A 16177-nucleotide genomic window follows, 5' to 3' on the forward strand; every position below is an offset into this window, starting at 1 on the left:
GTTTCGTGCTGGCCGAGCCGGCCCTGCTCGACGCGCTGGAGGCCCGGCTGGGGCCGTGGGCGGTGAGCGCGCCGTCGCGCTGGGTGGCGCGCGCCGCGCTGGCCGACACCGCCTGGCAGCAGGCCGCGCGTGCGGCTCTGCTGGCGGCGGGGGCGCGTCTGGCCGATCTGCTGCGCCGCCACGGGTTGGCGCCGGCAGGCGGCACCGCGCTGTTCCAGTGGGTGCGCACCGCAGACGCCGCCGGCTGGCACGAACGCCTGGCGCGGCAGGGCATTCTGACCCGTTTGTTTGCCGATCCGCCCAGCCTGCGCTTCGGGCTGCCGCGGCACGAAACCGACTGGGCGCGGCTCGCCGCAGCATTGGCCGGATGAAATCCCCCAAACCCTTGAACCACAGAGGCACAGAGACACAGAGACACAGAGGAAAAACAAGCGGGTTTCTCCGTGTCCCAAGGGATACCGTCCCTGCGGAACATATCTCTGTGCCTCTGTGGTGAAAAATCAAGCATGAATACGTTGATGGTGCAGGGCTGTACCTCCGACGCCGGCAAAAGCGCGCTGGTGACGGCGCTGTGCCGCTGGCTGGCGCGGCAGGGGGTGAACGTGGCGCCCTTCAAGCCGCAGAACATGGCGCTCAACAGCGCGGTGACCGCCGACGGCGGCGAGATCGGGCGGGCGCAGGCGGTGCAGGCCCAGGCGTGCGGGTTGCCGGCGCACACCGACATGAACCCGGTGTTGCTGAAGCCCAATTCCGACACCGGCGCGCAGGTCATCATCCAGGGCCACGCCATCGGCAACATGCACGCGCTGGACTACCACGCCTACAAGGCGACGGCGCGCGCGGCGGTGTTCGACTCCTACCACCGGCTTGCCGCGCAGTATCAGGCCGTCATCGTCGAAGGCGCGGGCAGCCCGGCGGAAATCAATCTGCGCGCCAACGACATCGCCAACATGGGGTTTGCCGAGGCCGCCGACTGCCCGGTGATCCTGGTCGCCGACATCGACCGCGGCGGCGTCTTCGCGCACCTGGTCGGCACCCTGGCCCTGCTGTCCGAAACCGAGCAGGCGCGCGTCAAGGGCTTCGTCATCAACCGCTTTCGCGGCGACCTTGCGCTGCTGCAGTCCGGGCTCGACTGGCTCGAAGCGAAAACCGGCAAGCCGGTGCTCGGCGTGCTGCCTTACCTGCACGGCCTGCACCTCGAAGCCGAGGACGCGCTGCCCGCCGCTGCGACTGCGCCGGTCCCGGCCGAAGCGCTGCGCGTGGTGGTGCCGGTGCTGCCGCACATCTCCAATCACACCGACTTCGATCCGCTGCGCAGCCATCCGCAGGTGGACCTGCGCTTCATCGCGCTGGACCAGCCGCTGCCGCCCGCCGATCTGGTCATCCTGCCGGGCTCGAAAACCGTGCGCACCGACCGCGCCGCGCTGGCCGCCCACGGCTGGGACGCCGCACTGGATCGCCATCTGCGTTACGGCGGCAAACTGCTCGGCATTTGCGGCGGTTTCCAGATGCTGGGGCGCGCCCTGCACGACCCGGCGGGCATCGAAGGCGAGCCGGGCAGCAGCCCCGGCTTTGGCTGGCTCGACTTCGAAACCACACTCGCCGGCGGCAAGCAGCTGCGCACGGTCGCGGGCACGCTGGCCGACGGCACGACGCCGGTGGCGGGCTATGAAATCCATGCCGGAGTGAGCAGCGGCGCGGCGCTGAATCGACCGCTGTGCTGGCTCGACGGGCGCCCCGACGGCGTCATTTCGGACGACGGCCAGGTGCGCGGCACCTATCTGCACGGGTTGTTCGACACGCCGGCCGCGGCCGATGCGCTGCTGGCGTGGGCCGGCCTGCGCGCCGCCGCCAGCCCCGACATTGGCGCGCTGCGCGACGCCGCCATCGACCGCCTGGCCGACGCGGTGGAGGCCCATCTCGATACGCAAGCCCTGCGTCGCCTGCTGGGGATGGCGCCATGCTGACGCTGATCCTCGGCGGCGCGCGCAGCGGCAAAAGCCGCCTCGCCCTGCAACGCGCAGAAGCGACCGGCAAACCGGTTTCCTTCATCGCCACCGCCCAGGCGCACGACGCCGAAATGGCTGCCCGCATCGCGCGCCACCAGGCCGAGCGCCCGCCGCACTGGACCACGATCGAGGCGCCGCTCGATCTCGCCGGCGCGATTCGCGCGGCGGGGGCGGGCTGCATCGTCGTCGATTGCCTCACGCTGTGGCTGACCAACTGCCTGTGCCAGCCGGATTTCGCTGCGTTCGACGGCGCGCGCGCCGCGCTGCTCGCCGTGTTGGCCGCGCGCCGCGACGACGAGCTGATCCTGGTCAGCAACGAAACCGGGCTCGGCATCGTCCCGCTGGGCGAACTCACGCGCCGTTTCGTCGACGAGGCCGGCTGGCTGAACCAGGACCTCGCGCAGCTTGCCGACGACGTGGTGTTCGTGGCCGCCGGCCTGCCGCTCGTCCTGAAAGGAACCCCACGATGAACCCCCTCGCCGCCGCCAAACCGCTGGACGAGGCCGCGCGCGCAGCCGCGCTGGCGCGCCAGGCCCAGCTCACCAAGCCGCCCGGCAGCCTGGGGCGGCTGGAGGCGCTGGCCACCACGCTCGCCGCGATGCAGGGCAGGGCGCTGCCGCGCATCCAGCAGCCATGGATCAGCATCTTTGCCGCCGACCACGGCGTGGCGGAAGAGGGCGTATCGGCGTTTCCGCAGGCGGTCACCCAGCAAATGCTCGCCAACTTCGTCGGTGGCGGCGCGGCCATCAGCGTGCTTGCGCGCGAAGCCGGCGCGACGCTCGAAGTGATCGACGTCGGCACGCTCGCCCCCTCTCCGGTGGCGGGCGTGATTCAGGCGCAGGTGGCGTGCTGCACCGCCAATTTTTGCCGGCAGCCCGCGATGAGCGCAACGCAGGCGCACGCCGCACTCGATGCCGGGGCGGCTGCCTGCGCGCGTGCCCAGGCCGGCGGGGCGGACCTCTTCATCGGCGGCGAAATGGGCATTGCCAACACCACGACGGCGGCGGCGCTGGCGTGTGCGCTGCTGGGATTGCCGGGCGCGGCGCTGGCCGGTGCGGGCACCGGCGTCGACAGCGCCGGGGTGGCACGCAAGGCGGCCCTTATCGACCGTGCGCTGGCGCTGCATGGCCTGGCGGCGGCGCCGTCCGACCCGCTGCAGGCGCTGTGCGCGGTCGGCGGCTTCGAAATCGGCGCGCTGGCAGGCGCCTATCTGGCGGCCGCGCAAGCGGGGGTGCCGGTGCTGGTGGACGGCTTTATCTGCAGCGCGGCGGCGCTGCTGGCGGTGCGCCTGAATCCGGGCGCACGCGACTGGATGTTGTTTGCCCACGCCTCCGCCGAGTCCGGTCACGCCGCCATTTTGCGCGCACTCGATGCGCAGCCGCTGCTCGCGCTCGACATGCGGCTGGGCGAAGCCAGCGGGGCGGCGGCGGCCATCCCGCTGCTGCGGCTGGCGTGCGCGCTGCATGCCGGCATGGCGACGTTTGCCGAAGCCGGGGTGGCCAATGGTTAAGCCCGCTGCTGAGCCGGTGCTGCTCGGCTTTCTGCGGCACGGCGAAGTGGCGGGGGCAGCGCACGTATACCGCGGGCGCAGCGATGCGCCGCTCACCCCGCTTGGCCGGGAGCAGATGCACGCCGCGCTTGCCGGCCTGCCGCCATGGGGCGCGATCGTGAGCAGTCCGGCGCGGCGCTGCCTCGATTTCGCGCGCGAGGTCGCCGCCAAGCGGGGGATCGATTGCAGCGTCGATGCGGACTGGCACGAACTCGATTTCGGCGCCTGGGAAGGCCTGCGCCCGGACCAGGCCGCCGCGCGCGACGCCGCTGCGCATGCGGCCTTTGTGCGCGATCCGCGCCGCTGTGCGCCGCCCGGCGGCGAAACGCTGGACGCGCTGGATGCGCGGGTGGGCGCGGCGCTGGCCCGGCTGGGCGAGAGCGCTCGCGCGCCCACGCTCGTCGTCACCCACGCCGGCGCGATGCGCGCAGTGCTGGCGCAGGTGCTGGGGCTGACCGACCCCTACCGCGCGCGCGTGGCGCTGACCCCCGGCTCCAGCTTCGTCCTGTCGTGGCTGGCCGGCGCGCCGCCGCTGTTGATGGCCTTGCGATGCGCGGATTGATCCTCGCCCTCGGGTTCTTGACGCGGCTGCCGTTGCCTGAGGTGCGCGACTTTCAGCCCGCCGAACTCGCGCGGGCGCTGGTGTGGTTTCCGGCGGCGGGGCTAGTGGTGGGGGCGGCGGTGGCGCTGGCCGCCGCCTTGGGCGCGGCGCTCGATCCGTGGCTGGGTGCGCTGGCCGGCGTGGTGATGTGGGCCTGGATCACCAGCGGCCTGCATCTCGACGGCCTGGCCGACACCGCGGATGCGCTGGGCGCGGCGCACCGCGACCCGGCGCGCTTTCTGGCGGTGCTGGCCGATCCGCATGTGGGCAGCTTTGGCGTCATTGCGCTGGTGCTGCAGCTGGCGGCCAAGCTGGTGCTGCTGCACTGGCTGCTGCTGCTCGAATTGCCGTGGCTGGTGCTGGTGCTGATCCCGGCCTGGGCGCGCTGGTCGGCGGCAGGCTGGGCGCTCTTGCTGCCGCCGCTGAAGCCCGGCCTGGGGGAACGGCTTGCCCGGCACGGCAAGCGGGCGGGCTGGATCGCGGGCGGCCTGGCGTTGACGGCCATCAGTGCCGCTTCGCCGCTCGCTTTCGCCGCATTGATTCCGGCCCTGCTCTGGGGCATCTGGATGCGGCTCAAGCTGGGCGGACAAACCGGCGACATCCTGGGTGCGGGCATCGAGTGGTGCGAATCCGGGGCCTTGCTGCTGGTGGGTGTTTTTTTCGCGGTCATCATCCTGTAACCGTCTTGCAATACAACGCAGGCTTTGCCCCAGGTGGAGTTCGGCATGCGTATCCTGATGGTGTCCGACGTGTACTTCCCACGCGTTAACGGCGTGTCGACGTCGATTCAAACCTTGCGGCAGGCGCTGGCCGCAGCGGGACACGAGAGCGTGCTGGTGGCGCCGGATTATCCGGCCACAGTGGCCGAGGCCGGCATCGTGCGGGTGCCGGGCTGGCCGATTCCGCGCGATCCGGAAGACCGGCTGATGCATCCGCGCGCGCTGGCCGCCGCGCTGGATCATCTCGATCCCGCCGATTTCGATCTCGTCCATCTCCACACGCCGTTTCTGGCCCACCGCGCCGGGGTGCGCTGGGCGCGCAAGCATGGCCTGCCGTGCGTGGAGACCTACCACACCCTGTTCGAGGAATACTTCCACCACTACCTGCCGTTCCTGCCGAAGGTGTGGCTGGCGGCCGCCGCGCGGATGATCTCGCGCAAGGAATGCGACGGCGTCAGCGCGGTGATCGCGCCGTCGTCGGCGATGAAGCAGGCGCTGCTGGTCTATGGCGTGAGCAGCCCGATTCAGATCATTCCCACCGGCCTCAATCTCGCCGACTTCGCCAATTGTGATGGCCCCGCGTTCCGCGCCCGCCATGGCATCGCGCCGCAGCGCCCGGTGATGGCCTATGTGGGGCGGGTGGCATTCGAGAAGAACCTGGATTTTCTGCTGCGGGTGACCGGGCAGGTGCGACACGAATTGCCCGACGTGCTGCTGGTGATCGCCGGCGAAGGCCCTGCGCGTGCGTCGCTGGAGCGCGCGGTGGCGAAACGCGGGCTCACCCACAACGTGCGCTTCGTCGGCTACCTCGAGCGCAAGACCGAACTGCCCGCCTGCTACTGCGCGGCGAATGTCTTTGTCTTCGCCTCCAAAACCGAAACCCAGGGCCTGGTGCTGCTGGAGGCGATGGCGCTCGGTGTGCCGGTGGTGGGCCTGGCCGAAATGGGCACGAAGGATGTGCTCAAGGAAGGACAGGGCTGCCGCATTGCGCCGGACGATGTCGCGGGCTTTGCCCAGGTGCTGATTCCGCTGCTCGCCGATCGCGCGGCCGCGCAGGCGCTCGGCGCGGCGGGCAAGGCCTATGCCGCAGGCTGGAGCGAGTCGCGCATGTGCGAAGCCATCCTCGCGCTCTATCAAAACCTGCATCCGAAATTTGGCAGGCATTTGGAACGGATTCCGCGCGCGGCATAATGGCCGGGTGAATTCCACACGCTATGTCGGGCGCTTCGCGCCGTCCCCCACCGGTCCCCTGCATGCAGGCTCGCTCGTCGCTGCGGTGGCGAGCCGGCTCGACGCCCGCGCGGCCGGCGGGCGCTGGCTGCTGCGCATGGAAGATCTCGATTTCCCCCGCTGCGAACCCGGGGCTGCGGACACCATCCTGCGCCAGCTGGAAACCTATGGTTTGCACTGGGACGGTGCGGTGCTCTACCAGACGCAGCGCGACGATGCCTATGCTGCCGCCCTCGCCGCGCTGCAGGCAATCGGTGCGGTGGTGTATCCCTGTGCCTGCACCCGCAGCCAGCTCGCGCAGGCGCCGCGCAACCACGACGGCGAGATCCTTTATCCCGGCACCTGCCGCAACGGCTTGCCAGCCGGCGCAGTGGCCCGTGCGTGGCGGGTGAGGGTGCCGGATGTGAGTACCCGCTTTCACGACCGCATCCACGGCGAGCTGCAGCAGAACCTGGCCCATGAGGTGGGCGATTTCATCGTCAGGCGCGCCGACGGCCTGTTTGCCTACCAGCTCGCGGTGGTGGTCGACGACGCGTTCCAGGGCGTCACCCACGTCGTGCGCGGCGCCGACCTGCTGTGGAACACCCCGCGCCAGATTTATCTGCAAACCCTGCTCGGCCTGCCGACGCCGATCTATGCGCACGTGCCGCTCATCACCAACGCCGCCGGACAGAAGCTGTCCAAGCAGACCCTGGCCCCCGCCCTGCCCGAAACGGGACGCGGCGCCGTGATGGCGCAGGCGCTCGCCGCGCTCGGCCACCCTGTCCCGGCCGAACTGGCGGGCGCCGAGCCGGCCGAACAGTTGGCGTGGGCAAGCGCCCACTGGCAAATCGAAAACGTGCCGATCCGGCCCGCGGTTGCCAACCCGGGCCAAGCGCCCGACAATTTGCCTGACCCCTGACCCCTGACCCCTGACCCCTGACCCCTGACCCCTGACCCCTGACCCCTGCCATGGCCCAGCTCCCCTCCGCCGTCGAACAAGTCCTGCGCGTCCACGCGTCCTTCATCCACACCGTCGTCAATGCCTTGCGCGACCGCAGCCAACTGCCCGACCTGATGAAGCAGCTCGACGCCGCCGAGCAGGCCGGCTGGGCGCGGCTGGTCGGCGCGCTGCGCCACGTCATCAACGGCCGTCGCGACCCCTCGATCAAGCTCGGGCTGGACGAGGAAGACAGCATCCTGCTCGACGCCATCCTGCGCGGCATCGACAACCCCGCGACCCTGCCGCCGCTCGACGTCCAGCCCGATGGCAGTTCCGCCGCCCCCGGGCTTGCCGCGCTGATCGACGCCTCGGCGCGCGGCGATGCGCAGGCGATGTTGGTACTTGCCAACATGGCCGAGCAGATGATGAAGGCGGGCGGCGACATGGCCTTGCTGGGCGGGCGCATGCGCCGGCTGGTCAACGGCGAGCGCGATACCGACCAGCTGGTCGCCGGCATGGGACCGCTGGGACGCGAGCTGCTGGTCAGCCTGCTCGACGAACTGGCCAAGCTGCGGCCGCAGTAATCTCGCCAGGCTTGGCATCGCCACGATGCAGGCGTGCAGGGCGCTTTGACAGGGGGCGCCGCGATCAGCTAAAATGCTCGACTTTTCGGCGACAGGCTGTACCGAAAAATTCGTTGTACGCGGTGATGTAGCTCAGTCGGTTAGAGCATCGGATTCATAATCCGGGGGTCGGTGGTTCAAGTCCACTCATCACCACCACATTCCATTTCGCTGCCGCTTGAATCAAAGGCAGCGGCGAAATCCCCGCCCCCAGTCTATTCACTGTCCCGGCATATGATCCCAGCAACCGTAGTCGACCGCTTTCTACCTCGATCAAGCCCGCACGAATGCAGAGTTACGGGTCTTCCGGGCACTCCGCTGGAAGCGGGCAACGCTACGCACCCGCTGGCACGTCCGGTCGCGCGCCTGCCTTTGTCGCGCCTCCTTGCCTACCCCGGTAGGCTGCGTCGTTGCTTCGCCCTAAAGGACTCCGATCCACTATGGGCTGAAGCCCATAGTGGAATCGTATGCGGCAGACACCCGCCCAAACGCACCATCGGGCGCGTCCGACCACGGTTGCTAGGATCATGAAAAAAATCTACATCAAAACCTTCGGCTGTCAGATGAACGAGTACGACTCGGACAAAATGGCCGACGTGCTCAATGCGTCCGACGGCCTGGTCAAGACCGATACGCCGGAAGACGCCGACGTGATCCTGTTCAATACCTGTTCGGTGCGCGAAAAGGCGCAGGAGAAGGTGTTCCACGACCTCGGCCGGGTGCGTCACCTGAAAGCCGCCAACCCCAACCTCATCATCGGTGTCGGCGGCTGCGTGGCCAGCCAGGAAGGCGCGGCGATCGTCGCGCGCGCGCCCTTCGTCGACGTGGTGTTCGGCCCGCAGACGCTGCACCGCCTGCCCGAGCTGATCGCTCAACGCCGCGCGACCGGCCGCGCCCAGGTCGACATCAGTTTTCCCGAAATCGAGAAATTCGACCACTTGCCGCCTGCGCGCGTCGAAGGCGCGTCAGCCTTCGTCTCGATCATGGAAGGCTGCTCCAAATACTGCACGTTCTGCGTGGTGCCCTACACCCGCGGCGAGGAAGTCTCGCGCCCGTTCGACGACGTCATCGCCGAAGTGGCCGACCTTGCCGGGCGTGGGGTGAAGGAAGTCACGCTGCTGGGGCAGAACGTCAACGCCTGGCGGGGGGCGCTGGAGGAGGGCGGCACCGCCGACTTCGCGTTCCTGCTGGAAATGGTTCACGAGATTCCCGGCGTTGAACGAATCAGGTACACCACCAGCCATCCGCGCGAAATGACGCAGCGGCTGTTCGAGGCGTACGGCAAGCTGCCCAAGCTGGTGTCGCATCTGCATCTGCCGGTGCAGTCCGGCTCCGACCGCATTCTGGCGGCGATGAAGCGCGGCTACACCGTGCTCGAATTCAAGTCCATCGTGCGCAAGCTGCGCGAACAGCGGCCCGACCTGTGCCTGTCGTCGGATTTCATCATCGGCTTTCCCGGCGAAACCGAGGCCGACTTCGAGGCGACGATGGCGCTCATCGAGGAACTCGATTTCGACGCCAGCTTCTCCTTCATTTATAGCAAGCGCCCCGGCACGCCGGCGGCGGACTACCCGGACGACGTGCCGGCCGCACTGAAAACCCAGCGCCTGATGAAGCTGCAGGCGCGGATCGAGGCGCAGGCGCAGAAGGTGAACCAGGCCATGGTCGGCACCGTGCAGCGCGTGCTGGTCGAGGGCCACGCCAAAAAAAATGCGGAAGAACTCGCCGGCCGCACCGACAACAACCGCATCGTCAACTTCGCCGGCCAGCCGCGCCTGCTCGGGCAGTTCGTCGACGTCGACGTCACCCAGGCCCTGCCGCACAGCCTGCGCGGCGAAGTCGTCACGCTTGAAAGCGCCCTCTCTTGAAAACCGACATCTTTGAACTGCGGCTGGCCCCGGAAGACAACCGGCGGCTGGCCAACCTGTGCGGGCCGATGGACGAGAACCTGCGCCAGATCGAAGCGGCGTTCGACGTCACCATCGGCCGCCGCGGTGCCAGCTTCCGCGTCAGCGGCGACGCCGCGCAGGCGGAAAAAGGCGCGACGGCGATCGAGCATTTCTACAACCGCGCGCACGATACGCTGAGCCTGGACGACATCCAGCTCGGCCTGGTCGAAATCACCCGCGGCCGTGCCGACGAGGAAGGCCCCGCGCTGCGCACCCGCCGCGCCGACCTGCGCGCGCGTACCCCGCGCCAGGGCGAGTACATCGAGCAGATCCGCAGCCACGACATCACCTTCGGCATCGGTCCGGCCGGCACCGGCAAGACCTATCTGGCCGTCGCCTGCGCGGTCGACGCGCTGGAGCGCGAGCAGGTGAAGCGCCTGGTCTTGACGCGCCCGGCAGTGGAAGCAGGCGAGCGGCTGGGCTTCCTGCCGGGCGACCTCACGCAGAAGGTCGATCCCTACCTGCGCCCGATGTACGACGCGCTGTACGACCTGATGGGCTTCGACAAGGTCACAAGGCTGATCGAGCGCCACGCCATCGAAGTGGCGCCGCTCGCCTTCATGCGCGGCCGCACATTGAATCACGCCTTCATCATCCTCGACGAGGCGCAGAACACCACGGCCGAGCAGATGCAGATGTTCCTCACCCGCATCGGTTTCGGCGCGCGCGCGGTGGTGACCGGCGACCCGACGCAGATCGATCTGCCCAAGCATGTGAAATCCGGTCTGGTGGATGCTGCCGAGGTGCTGGCCGACGTGCGCGGCATCGCCTTCACCCATTTCCTGTCCGAAGACGTGGTGCGCCATCCGCTGGTCGGCCGCATCGTCGATGCCTATGCCGCGCGCCGCGCGGAAACGGAAGCGCGTGGTTAGCGCCTCGACCCACAAGTTCGCTATGTTCGACGCGCCTCGCATCACCGGTTGCTTTGTCGCTCATCCTCGCAATAGCTACGGCTATTGCTGCGGTTCGCTTCGCGCACCCGGCGCGCGGATGCGCGTCTCGGCATTACGCTAACTTATGGGTCGAGGCACTAATCCTGAATTCAGCCTGTCCGTGCAGTTCGCCAGCGAGGCCGATGCGCTTCCCAGCCGCGCACAAGTCCGCCGCTGGGTCGCCGCTGCCTTGGAGCACGCCGCCGAGATCACCGTCCGCATCGTCGACGCCGAGGAAGCGCAGGCGCTTAACCAGGACTACCGCGACCGCGCCTACGTGCCCAACGTCCTGACCTTCGAATACGGCGAAATCGGCCACGATGAATCAGGGCACGGCGTGCTGGGCGGCGACGTGGTGGTCTGCGCGCCGGTGGTCGAGCGCGAGGCGCGCGAACAGAACAAGCCGCTCAAGCATCATTACGCCCACCTGACCATCCACGGCGTGCTGCACCTGCAGGGCTACGATCATATCGACCCGGCGGAGGCCGAAATCATGGAATCACGCGAAGCCGTTATACTGAAGCAGTTCCATATCCCCAATCCCTATTCTTCCTGACCATTACCCGCATGGAGTCCGACAGTAGTAGTCCCAAACCGAGCTTGCTCGAGCGCATCTCCCACTGGCTGATGCGCGAACCCGAAGACCGTGAACAGCTGATCGAATTGCTGCACGGCGCCTACGAAAACAATCTGATGGATGCCGATGCCCTGGCGATGATCGAGGGCGTGCTGCAGGTGTCCGAAATGCGCGCCGGCGAAATCATGATTCCGCGCGCGCAGATGGATGTCATCGACATCAACGATGCGCCCGAAGACTTCATTCCCCGTGTCATCGAAACCGCGCACTCGCGCTTCCCGGTCATCGACAAGGACCGCGACGACGTCATCGGCATTCTGCTGGCGAAGGACCTGCTGCGGCACTACGCCGAGGCCGACAGCGACATCCGCGGCATGCTGCGCCCGGTCGTGTTCATCCCCGAATCGAAGCGGCTCAACGTGCTGCTGAAGGAGTTCCGCTCCAACCGCAACCACATCGCCATCGTCGTCGACGAATACGGCGGCGTCGCCGGGCTGGTGACGATCGAGGACGTGCTGGAGCAGATCGTCGGCGACATCGAGGACGAATACGACTTCGATGAAACCGAGGACAACATCATCCGCGAAAACGAAGGCGTGTTCCGGGTGAAAGCAGCCACCGAAATCGACGACTTCAACCAGACCCTCGGTGCGCATTTTTCCGACGAGGAATTCGACACCGTCGGCGGCCTCGTCGTCTCGCGCTTCGGTCACCTGCCCAAGCGCGGCGAATCGGTCCAGTTCGACGGCTTCCTGTTTAGCATCTTGCGCGCCGACAGCCGCCGCCTGCACGCCGTGCGCGTGACCCGCCTGCCGCCGGCAGAGGACGCGCAGCCGCCGCTGATGTAAACCTTGTCATTGCGAGCGGAGCGAAGCAATCCAGAATGTTGGTTGTAGGGTGCGCGCTGTTGTAGGAGGCCCGCTCTCGGGCCGAAGCCGTGGAGGTTGTGATGGTGCGAAATTCGCGGCGAGGGCGCCGTTCCTACCTGTCCCGGGCGACGTGGGATCACAGGCTATGCCGCCGATCCCCGCGCGCTAATCCCGCCAGCAGCGCAATCCCGCCCTTGCTCAGCCCGATCACTTTGAACAATTCGCCCATCTCGGCCGGCGACACCAGGCGCTGCACCGCATTCGCCTGCGGCAGATAGGTCGCCGCATCGGCGGGCGGCGTCTGCATCAGCAGCTCGGTCAGGCCGCTGTTCAACAGAAAACTCGCCTGGCTGGTGTAGCCGTCGAGTTCCAGCCTCGCCGCCATTCCAGCCCGCGCCACCGCGCTGAAATCGACGTGCGCGGTGAGGTCGCACAAGCCCGGCAGATAAAACGGATCGTCCAGCGCATGGTGGCGGTAATGCGCGCGTAGCGTGCCCATGTGGCGCTGCGGGTGGTAGTACTCGTTGGCGCTGAAGCCGTAGTCGATCATCAGGATCAGGCCGCGATCCATGACATGGGCGAGCGAGGCGATCAGCGCGTCGGCCGCCAGATTGATTTCGGATAGATAGCCGGGCGCGAGATTCAGCGCGTCGGCACGGGCGCGCAGCAGCGGGTCGCCGATCGGCCGGTCCTGCCAGGCGAATGCATCGCCTTCCACGATCACGCCGCGTGAAAGCGGCGCATCTTCTGTCCAGTTCACCAGCTCCACCGGCAGCGCGTCGAGCACTTCGTTGCCGAGGATGACCCCGCTGAAATGCGCGGGCAGCGCGTCCAGCCAGCGTACCCGCTCGGCAAACTGCGGCAGTTCGTGCGCAATGGCTTTCTGCTGGCGCGCGCGCAGGTCGGCACTCACTTCCAGGATGCAATAACGCGCCGGCAACGCATCGAGACGCTCCAGTTCGCCCAGCACATCCACCGCCAGCCGTCCGCTGCCGGCGCCCAGTTCCAGCACCTCGCCATCCGTTTCCACCAGCACCGGCGCAATCGCGTGCGCCAGGGTGCGGCCGAACAGCGGGCTCAGTTCCGGCGCGGTGACAAAGTCGCCCGCCGCGCCGAACTTCATCGCCCCGGCTGCGTAGTAGCCCAGGCCGGGCGCATAGAGCGCCGCTTCCATAAACTGCGCAAACGAAATCCAGCCGCCGGCGTCGTCGATCAGCGCGCGCAGATGCGCGGTCACGCGCTGGCTGTGGGCAAGGGCGTCAGGGGTGGGGGCGGGCAGCATGCGGCAGATGACTTCATGGATAATGCGGAAAGATTGGATAATCCAGAATCACGCGACTATAAGGGCGAATCCCAATGCAAGGCAAAGTCGTATTGATTACCGGCGGGGCCAAGCGTGTGGGCGCGGCGTCGGCGCGCCTGCTGCACGCTGCGGGCGCCAACCTGATGATTCACTACCGCAGCTCGGCAACCGAGGCGCGCGCGCTGCAGGATGAGCTCAATGCCATCCGCCCCGATTCGGTCGCGCTGATCCAGGCCGACCTGCACGACACCGGCGGGCTGCCGAGTCTGGTTCACCAGACCGTCGCTACCTTCGGCGGCCTCGACGTGCTGCTCAACAATGCGTCGAGCTTTTATCCCACCCCGGTCGGCGACATCACCGAAAAGGACTGGACCGACCTCATGGGCAGCAACCTCAAGGCGCCCATGTTCCTGTCGCAGGCCGCCGCCCCCGAACTGAAGAAACGCCACGGCTGCATCATCAATATCACCGACATCCACGCCGAGCGGCCGATGAAAAACTACGTCGTCTATTCCGTCGCCAAGGCGGGCCTGGTCGGGCTCACCAAATCGCTGGCGCGCGAGCTCGCACCCGAAGTGCGCGTCAACGGCATCGCCCCGGGACCGATCATGTGGCCCGAGGGCGACTCGAATTTCGACGAGGTCTCGCGCCAGCGCATCATCTCGCACACCATGCTGAAACGCGCCGGCGATCCCCACGACATTGCGCTGGCGGTGCGTTTCTTCGCGATGGACACGTACTTCGTGACGGGGCAGATCCTGGCGGTGGACGGCGGGCGCAGCGCGAAGCTTTGATGACGCGTCAGCCCGACGAAAATCTGTAATCACTTATCTTTGCCTGGACGTTTCACCCTTCACGGTGAAACAGGCTCCAGGCGCCGCCCATCACTATTCGTGGTATCCCCGCCGTGCCTGACATTATGGTTTCTGAAGTGAGCTGGACTGAAGTAGACGAGAGCCGGTCTGCCCGCTGGCGCGCCGAGAGCGGCGCGCCAGCGCCCAAGCGCGTGGTGCTCGCAGACGACCGTATCACGGCCGATGCGGCCTATCGCCTGGCCAGCGAGGGCACCGCGCTGCTGTGGCGCGGCGACTTTCAGAATGCGCGTCAATTGCTGCAGGCCATCGCGCGCCGCATCGACCGCAAACCGCGCAAAGCCGCTGCGTCGCCGATCGAAGCCTTCAACTTTCATCGCCAGGCCAAGTCGCAGCGTGCCCGCACCTTGGGCATGCTGCTGGTGCCCCTGGAGGCGGATTTCAGCATTCCCTTGCGCCGCGCACTGAATGTGAAAGAGGCTTGCGCCGAAGCCTATGGTGAGGGCGAGGTGCCCTCGGTGGTCTCGCTGCGTGAGTTGCTCGGCGTGATCGGCTCACACGAGTGGCGCAAAACCGGCGTCGATGTCCCGGCGCTCGGCGACCGCATCCACCCGCACTACGGCGTATTTTCGCCGGTACGTGGCGAGTACGTGGGGCTGGTGGCCGAGGCACCGCTGCCGTCATCGAAGCTGGCCTTCGACATCGGCACGGGAACCGGTGTGCTCGCTGCGGTGCTTGCCAAGAGAGGTGTCAAGCATGTCATCGCCACCGACCAGGACCCGCGTGCCCTGGCGTGCGCGCGCCAGAATATCGCCCGGCTTGGACTGAAAGGGCGGGTGGATGTTGTCGAGGCCGATCTCTTCCCGCAAGGGCGCGCGCCGCTCATCGTCTGCAATCCGCCGTGGCTGCCCGCGCGCGCCAACTCGCCGATCGAACGCGCGATCTACGATCCGGAGAGCCGCATGCTGCTGGGCTTTTTGAACGGGTTGGCGGCGCATCTGGAGCCGGGCGGCGAAGGCTGGCTGATCCTGTCGGACCTGGCCGAGCACCTGGGGCTGCGCTCGCGGGAGGCCTTGCTGGCTGCGTTCGACGCTGCGGGTTTGAACGTAGTGGGGCGGCTGGACACTAAACCCACGCATCCCCGCGCCTCGGATGCCGCCGATCCGCTCCACGCCGCGCGCGCGGCCGAGGTGACGTCGCTCTGGCGCCTCACGGCACGAAACCTTTAACCAATAAACGCACCACGCTTCACAGGAACCGCACCATGAACCCCCGCCGCCATTTGTTTACCTCCGAGTCCGTGTCGGAAGGCCATCCGGACAAAATCGCCGACCAGATTTCGGACGCCATCCTGGACGCGTTTCTGGCCGAAGAGCCCGCGGCCAAAGTGGCCTGCGAAACCTTCGTGGCCGACAATCTGGTGGTGATTGCGGGCGAATTCAAAACCGTCCGCAAGGAACTCTTCGACGAGATTCAGGGCCGTGCCGAGGCGATCGCCCGCCAGGTGCTGCGCGACATCGGTTATCGCGATACCGAAACCGGCATCGACCCCAACACCTGCGAAGTGCAGGTGCGCTTCAATCACCAGTCGATCCAGATTCACAAAGGCATCACCCTGGCCGGCGGCGACATCGGCGCCGGCGACCAGGGGCTGATGTTCGGCTATGCCTGCGACGAAACGCCGGACCTGATGCCCTACCCGGTCTGGTTGGCGCATCGCCTGGTGCAAAAACAGGCCGAACTGCGCAAATCCGGCGCCTTGCCCTGGTTGCGCCCCGACGCAAAAAGCCAGGTCACCGTCGCCTACGAAGGCCACCAGGTGGCCGGCATCGAAAACGTGATCATCTCCACCCAGATCGAGCGCGATCTCGACCCGGTCTGGGTCACGCAGGAAGTCACGCGCGAAATCATCGACCCCCTGGTGCCGATGGCGCTACGCACCCCGACCTTCAAGCTGTGGGTCAATCCCGCCGGCCCCTTCGAAATTGGCGGCCCCAATGGCGACACCGGCCTCACCGGCCGCAAGATCATCGTCGACACCTATGGCGGTTCCTGCCCGCATGGCGGCGGCGCATTTTCGGG

Annotated in this window: 15 protein-coding genes, 1 tRNA gene and 2 pseudogenes; 17 read left to right on the forward strand and 1 reads right to left on the reverse strand. The window is 67.4% G+C overall.

Annotated elements, in window-relative coordinates; genetic code table 11:
• The 14 genes and pseudogenes from ABW22_RS15240 to ABW22_RS15305 all read left to right on the forward strand — a co-directional run.
• Positions 1–371, forward strand: a pseudogene (locus ABW22_RS15240) (threonine-phosphate decarboxylase); the annotation flags it as partial.
• A 135-nt stretch (positions 372–506) separates the two neighbouring features.
• Positions 507–1967 (forward strand): cobyric acid synthase, encoded by a 1461-nt coding sequence (locus ABW22_RS15245; RefSeq protein ID WP_059758777.1) that lies wholly within the window; start codon positions 507–509, stop codon positions 1965–1967.
• On the forward strand, positions 1961–2479 hold the full coding sequence (cobU, locus tag ABW22_RS15250) for a bifunctional adenosylcobinamide kinase/adenosylcobinamide-phosphate guanylyltransferase (RefSeq protein ID WP_059758780.1): 519 nt from the start codon (positions 1961–1963) through the stop codon (positions 2477–2479). The genes ABW22_RS15245 and cobU overlap by 7 nt, the downstream gene beginning before the upstream one ends.
• Positions 2476–3519, forward strand: a complete 1044-nt coding sequence (gene cobT, locus ABW22_RS15255) for a nicotinate-nucleotide--dimethylbenzimidazole phosphoribosyltransferase (RefSeq protein ID WP_059758783.1) — start codon at positions 2476–2478, stop codon at positions 3517–3519. The genes cobU and cobT overlap by 4 nt, the downstream gene beginning before the upstream one ends.
• Complete coding sequence (locus ABW22_RS15260; protein ID WP_157648675.1) at positions 3512–4120, forward strand: histidine phosphatase family protein; 609 nt, start codon at positions 3512–3514, stop codon at positions 4118–4120. Before cobT ends, ABW22_RS15260 begins: the two co-directional genes overlap by 8 nt.
• Positions 4108–4839: an adenosylcobinamide-GDP ribazoletransferase gene (gene cobS, locus ABW22_RS15265; protein WP_059758788.1), complete on the forward strand. Its 732-nt coding sequence runs from the start codon at positions 4108–4110 to the stop codon at positions 4837–4839. Before ABW22_RS15260 ends, cobS begins: the two co-directional genes overlap by 13 nt.
• A gap of 45 nt (positions 4840–4884) precedes the next feature.
• Positions 4885–6069 (forward strand): glycosyltransferase, encoded by a 1185-nt coding sequence (locus tag ABW22_RS15270; protein ID WP_059758978.1) that lies wholly within the window; start codon positions 4885–4887, stop codon positions 6067–6069.
• A 7-nt stretch (positions 6070–6076) separates the two neighbouring features.
• Positions 6077–7009: a tRNA glutamyl-Q(34) synthetase GluQRS gene (gluQRS, locus tag ABW22_RS15275; protein ID WP_059758791.1), complete on the forward strand. Its 933-nt coding sequence runs from the start codon at positions 6077–6079 to the stop codon at positions 7007–7009.
• 50 nt (positions 7010–7059) lie between these two features.
• A complete protein-coding gene (locus ABW22_RS15280; protein WP_059758794.1) occupies positions 7060–7614 on the forward strand; it encodes a hypothetical protein in 555 nt (184 codons plus the stop codon).
• 121 nt (positions 7615–7735) lie between these two features.
• Positions 7736–7812 (forward strand) — tRNA-Met (locus tag ABW22_RS15285).
• Positions 7813–8177: 365 nt separating this feature from the next.
• A complete protein-coding gene (gene miaB, locus ABW22_RS15290; RefSeq protein WP_059758982.1) occupies positions 8178–9521 on the forward strand; it encodes a tRNA (N6-isopentenyl adenosine(37)-C2)-methylthiotransferase MiaB in 1344 nt (447 codons plus the stop codon).
• Entirely contained in the window at positions 9518–10474 is a 957-nt protein-coding gene (locus ABW22_RS15295) for a PhoH family protein (protein ID WP_059758797.1), read from the forward strand. Before miaB ends, ABW22_RS15295 begins: the two co-directional genes overlap by 4 nt.
• 145 nt (positions 10475–10619) lie before the next feature.
• Positions 10620–11090 carry an rRNA maturation RNase YbeY gene (ybeY, locus tag ABW22_RS15300; protein ID WP_059758800.1) on the forward strand — a complete coding sequence of 157 codons (471 nt, stop codon included), beginning with the start codon at positions 10620–10622 and terminating at the stop codon, positions 11088–11090.
• 11 nt (positions 11091–11101) lie between these two features.
• Complete coding sequence (locus tag ABW22_RS15305) at positions 11102–11959, forward strand: HlyC/CorC family transporter (RefSeq protein WP_059758803.1); 858 nt, start codon at positions 11102–11104, stop codon at positions 11957–11959.
• 157 nt (positions 11960–12116) lie between these two features.
• On the opposite strand, the gene ABW22_RS15310 is transcribed toward ABW22_RS15305, so the two are convergent.
• Positions 12117–13262, reverse strand: a complete 1146-nt coding sequence (locus tag ABW22_RS15310) for a class I SAM-dependent methyltransferase (protein WP_059758806.1) — start codon at positions 13260–13262, stop codon at positions 12117–12119.
• Between the two features lie 74 nt (positions 13263–13336).
• Here ABW22_RS15310 and ABW22_RS15315 point away from each other — a divergent pair, with 74 nt between their 5' ends.
• The 3 genes and pseudogenes from ABW22_RS15315 to metK all read left to right on the forward strand — a co-directional run.
• Positions 13337–14077, forward strand: a complete 741-nt coding sequence (locus tag ABW22_RS15315) for a pteridine reductase (RefSeq protein WP_059758809.1) — start codon at positions 13337–13339, stop codon at positions 14075–14077.
• A 137-nt stretch (positions 14078–14214) separates the two neighbouring features.
• Entirely contained in the window at positions 14215–15324 is a 1110-nt protein-coding gene (locus tag ABW22_RS15320; protein WP_419184930.1) for a methyltransferase, read from the forward strand.
• Positions 15325–15359: 35 nt separating this feature from the next.
• Positions 15360–16177, forward strand: a pseudogene (metK, locus tag ABW22_RS15325) (methionine adenosyltransferase); the annotation flags it as partial.

It is taken from the genome of Thiobacillus denitrificans (assembly GCF_001530125.1).
Taxonomy (GTDB): domain Bacteria; phylum Pseudomonadota; class Gammaproteobacteria; order Burkholderiales; family Thiobacillaceae; genus Thiobacillus; species Thiobacillus denitrificans_C.

Coding starts and splice junctions, on each gene's coding strand:
- cobU (WP_059758780.1), top strand. CDS start 1,961: ATGCTGACGCTGATCCTCGGCGGCGCGCGCAGCGGCAAAAGCCGCCTC.
- ABW22_RS15280 (WP_059758794.1), top strand. CDS start 7,060: ATGGCCCAGCTCCCCTCCGCCGTCGAACAAGTCCTGCGCGTCCACGCG.
- ABW22_RS15260 (WP_157648675.1), top strand. CDS start 3,512: ATGGTTAAGCCCGCTGCTGAGCCGGTGCTGCTCGGCTTTCTGCGGCAC.
- cobS (WP_059758788.1), top strand. CDS start 4,108: ATGCGCGGATTGATCCTCGCCCTCGGGTTCTTGACGCGGCTGCCGTTG.
- ABW22_RS15310 (WP_059758806.1), bottom strand. CDS start 13,262: ATGCTGCCCGCCCCCACCCCTGACGCCCTTGCCCACAGCCAGCGCGTG.
- ABW22_RS15315 (WP_059758809.1), top strand. CDS start 13,337: ATGCAAGGCAAAGTCGTATTGATTACCGGCGGGGCCAAGCGTGTGGGC.
- ABW22_RS15245 (WP_059758777.1), top strand. CDS start 507: ATGAATACGTTGATGGTGCAGGGCTGTACCTCCGACGCCGGCAAAAGC.
- cobT (WP_059758783.1), top strand. CDS start 2,476: ATGAACCCCCTCGCCGCCGCCAAACCGCTGGACGAGGCCGCGCGCGCA.
- ABW22_RS15270 (WP_059758978.1), top strand. CDS start 4,885: ATGCGTATCCTGATGGTGTCCGACGTGTACTTCCCACGCGTTAACGGC.
- ABW22_RS15305 (WP_059758803.1), top strand. CDS start 11,102: ATGGAGTCCGACAGTAGTAGTCCCAAACCGAGCTTGCTCGAGCGCATC.
- ybeY (WP_059758800.1), top strand. CDS start 10,620: ATGGGTCGAGGCACTAATCCTGAATTCAGCCTGTCCGTGCAGTTCGCC.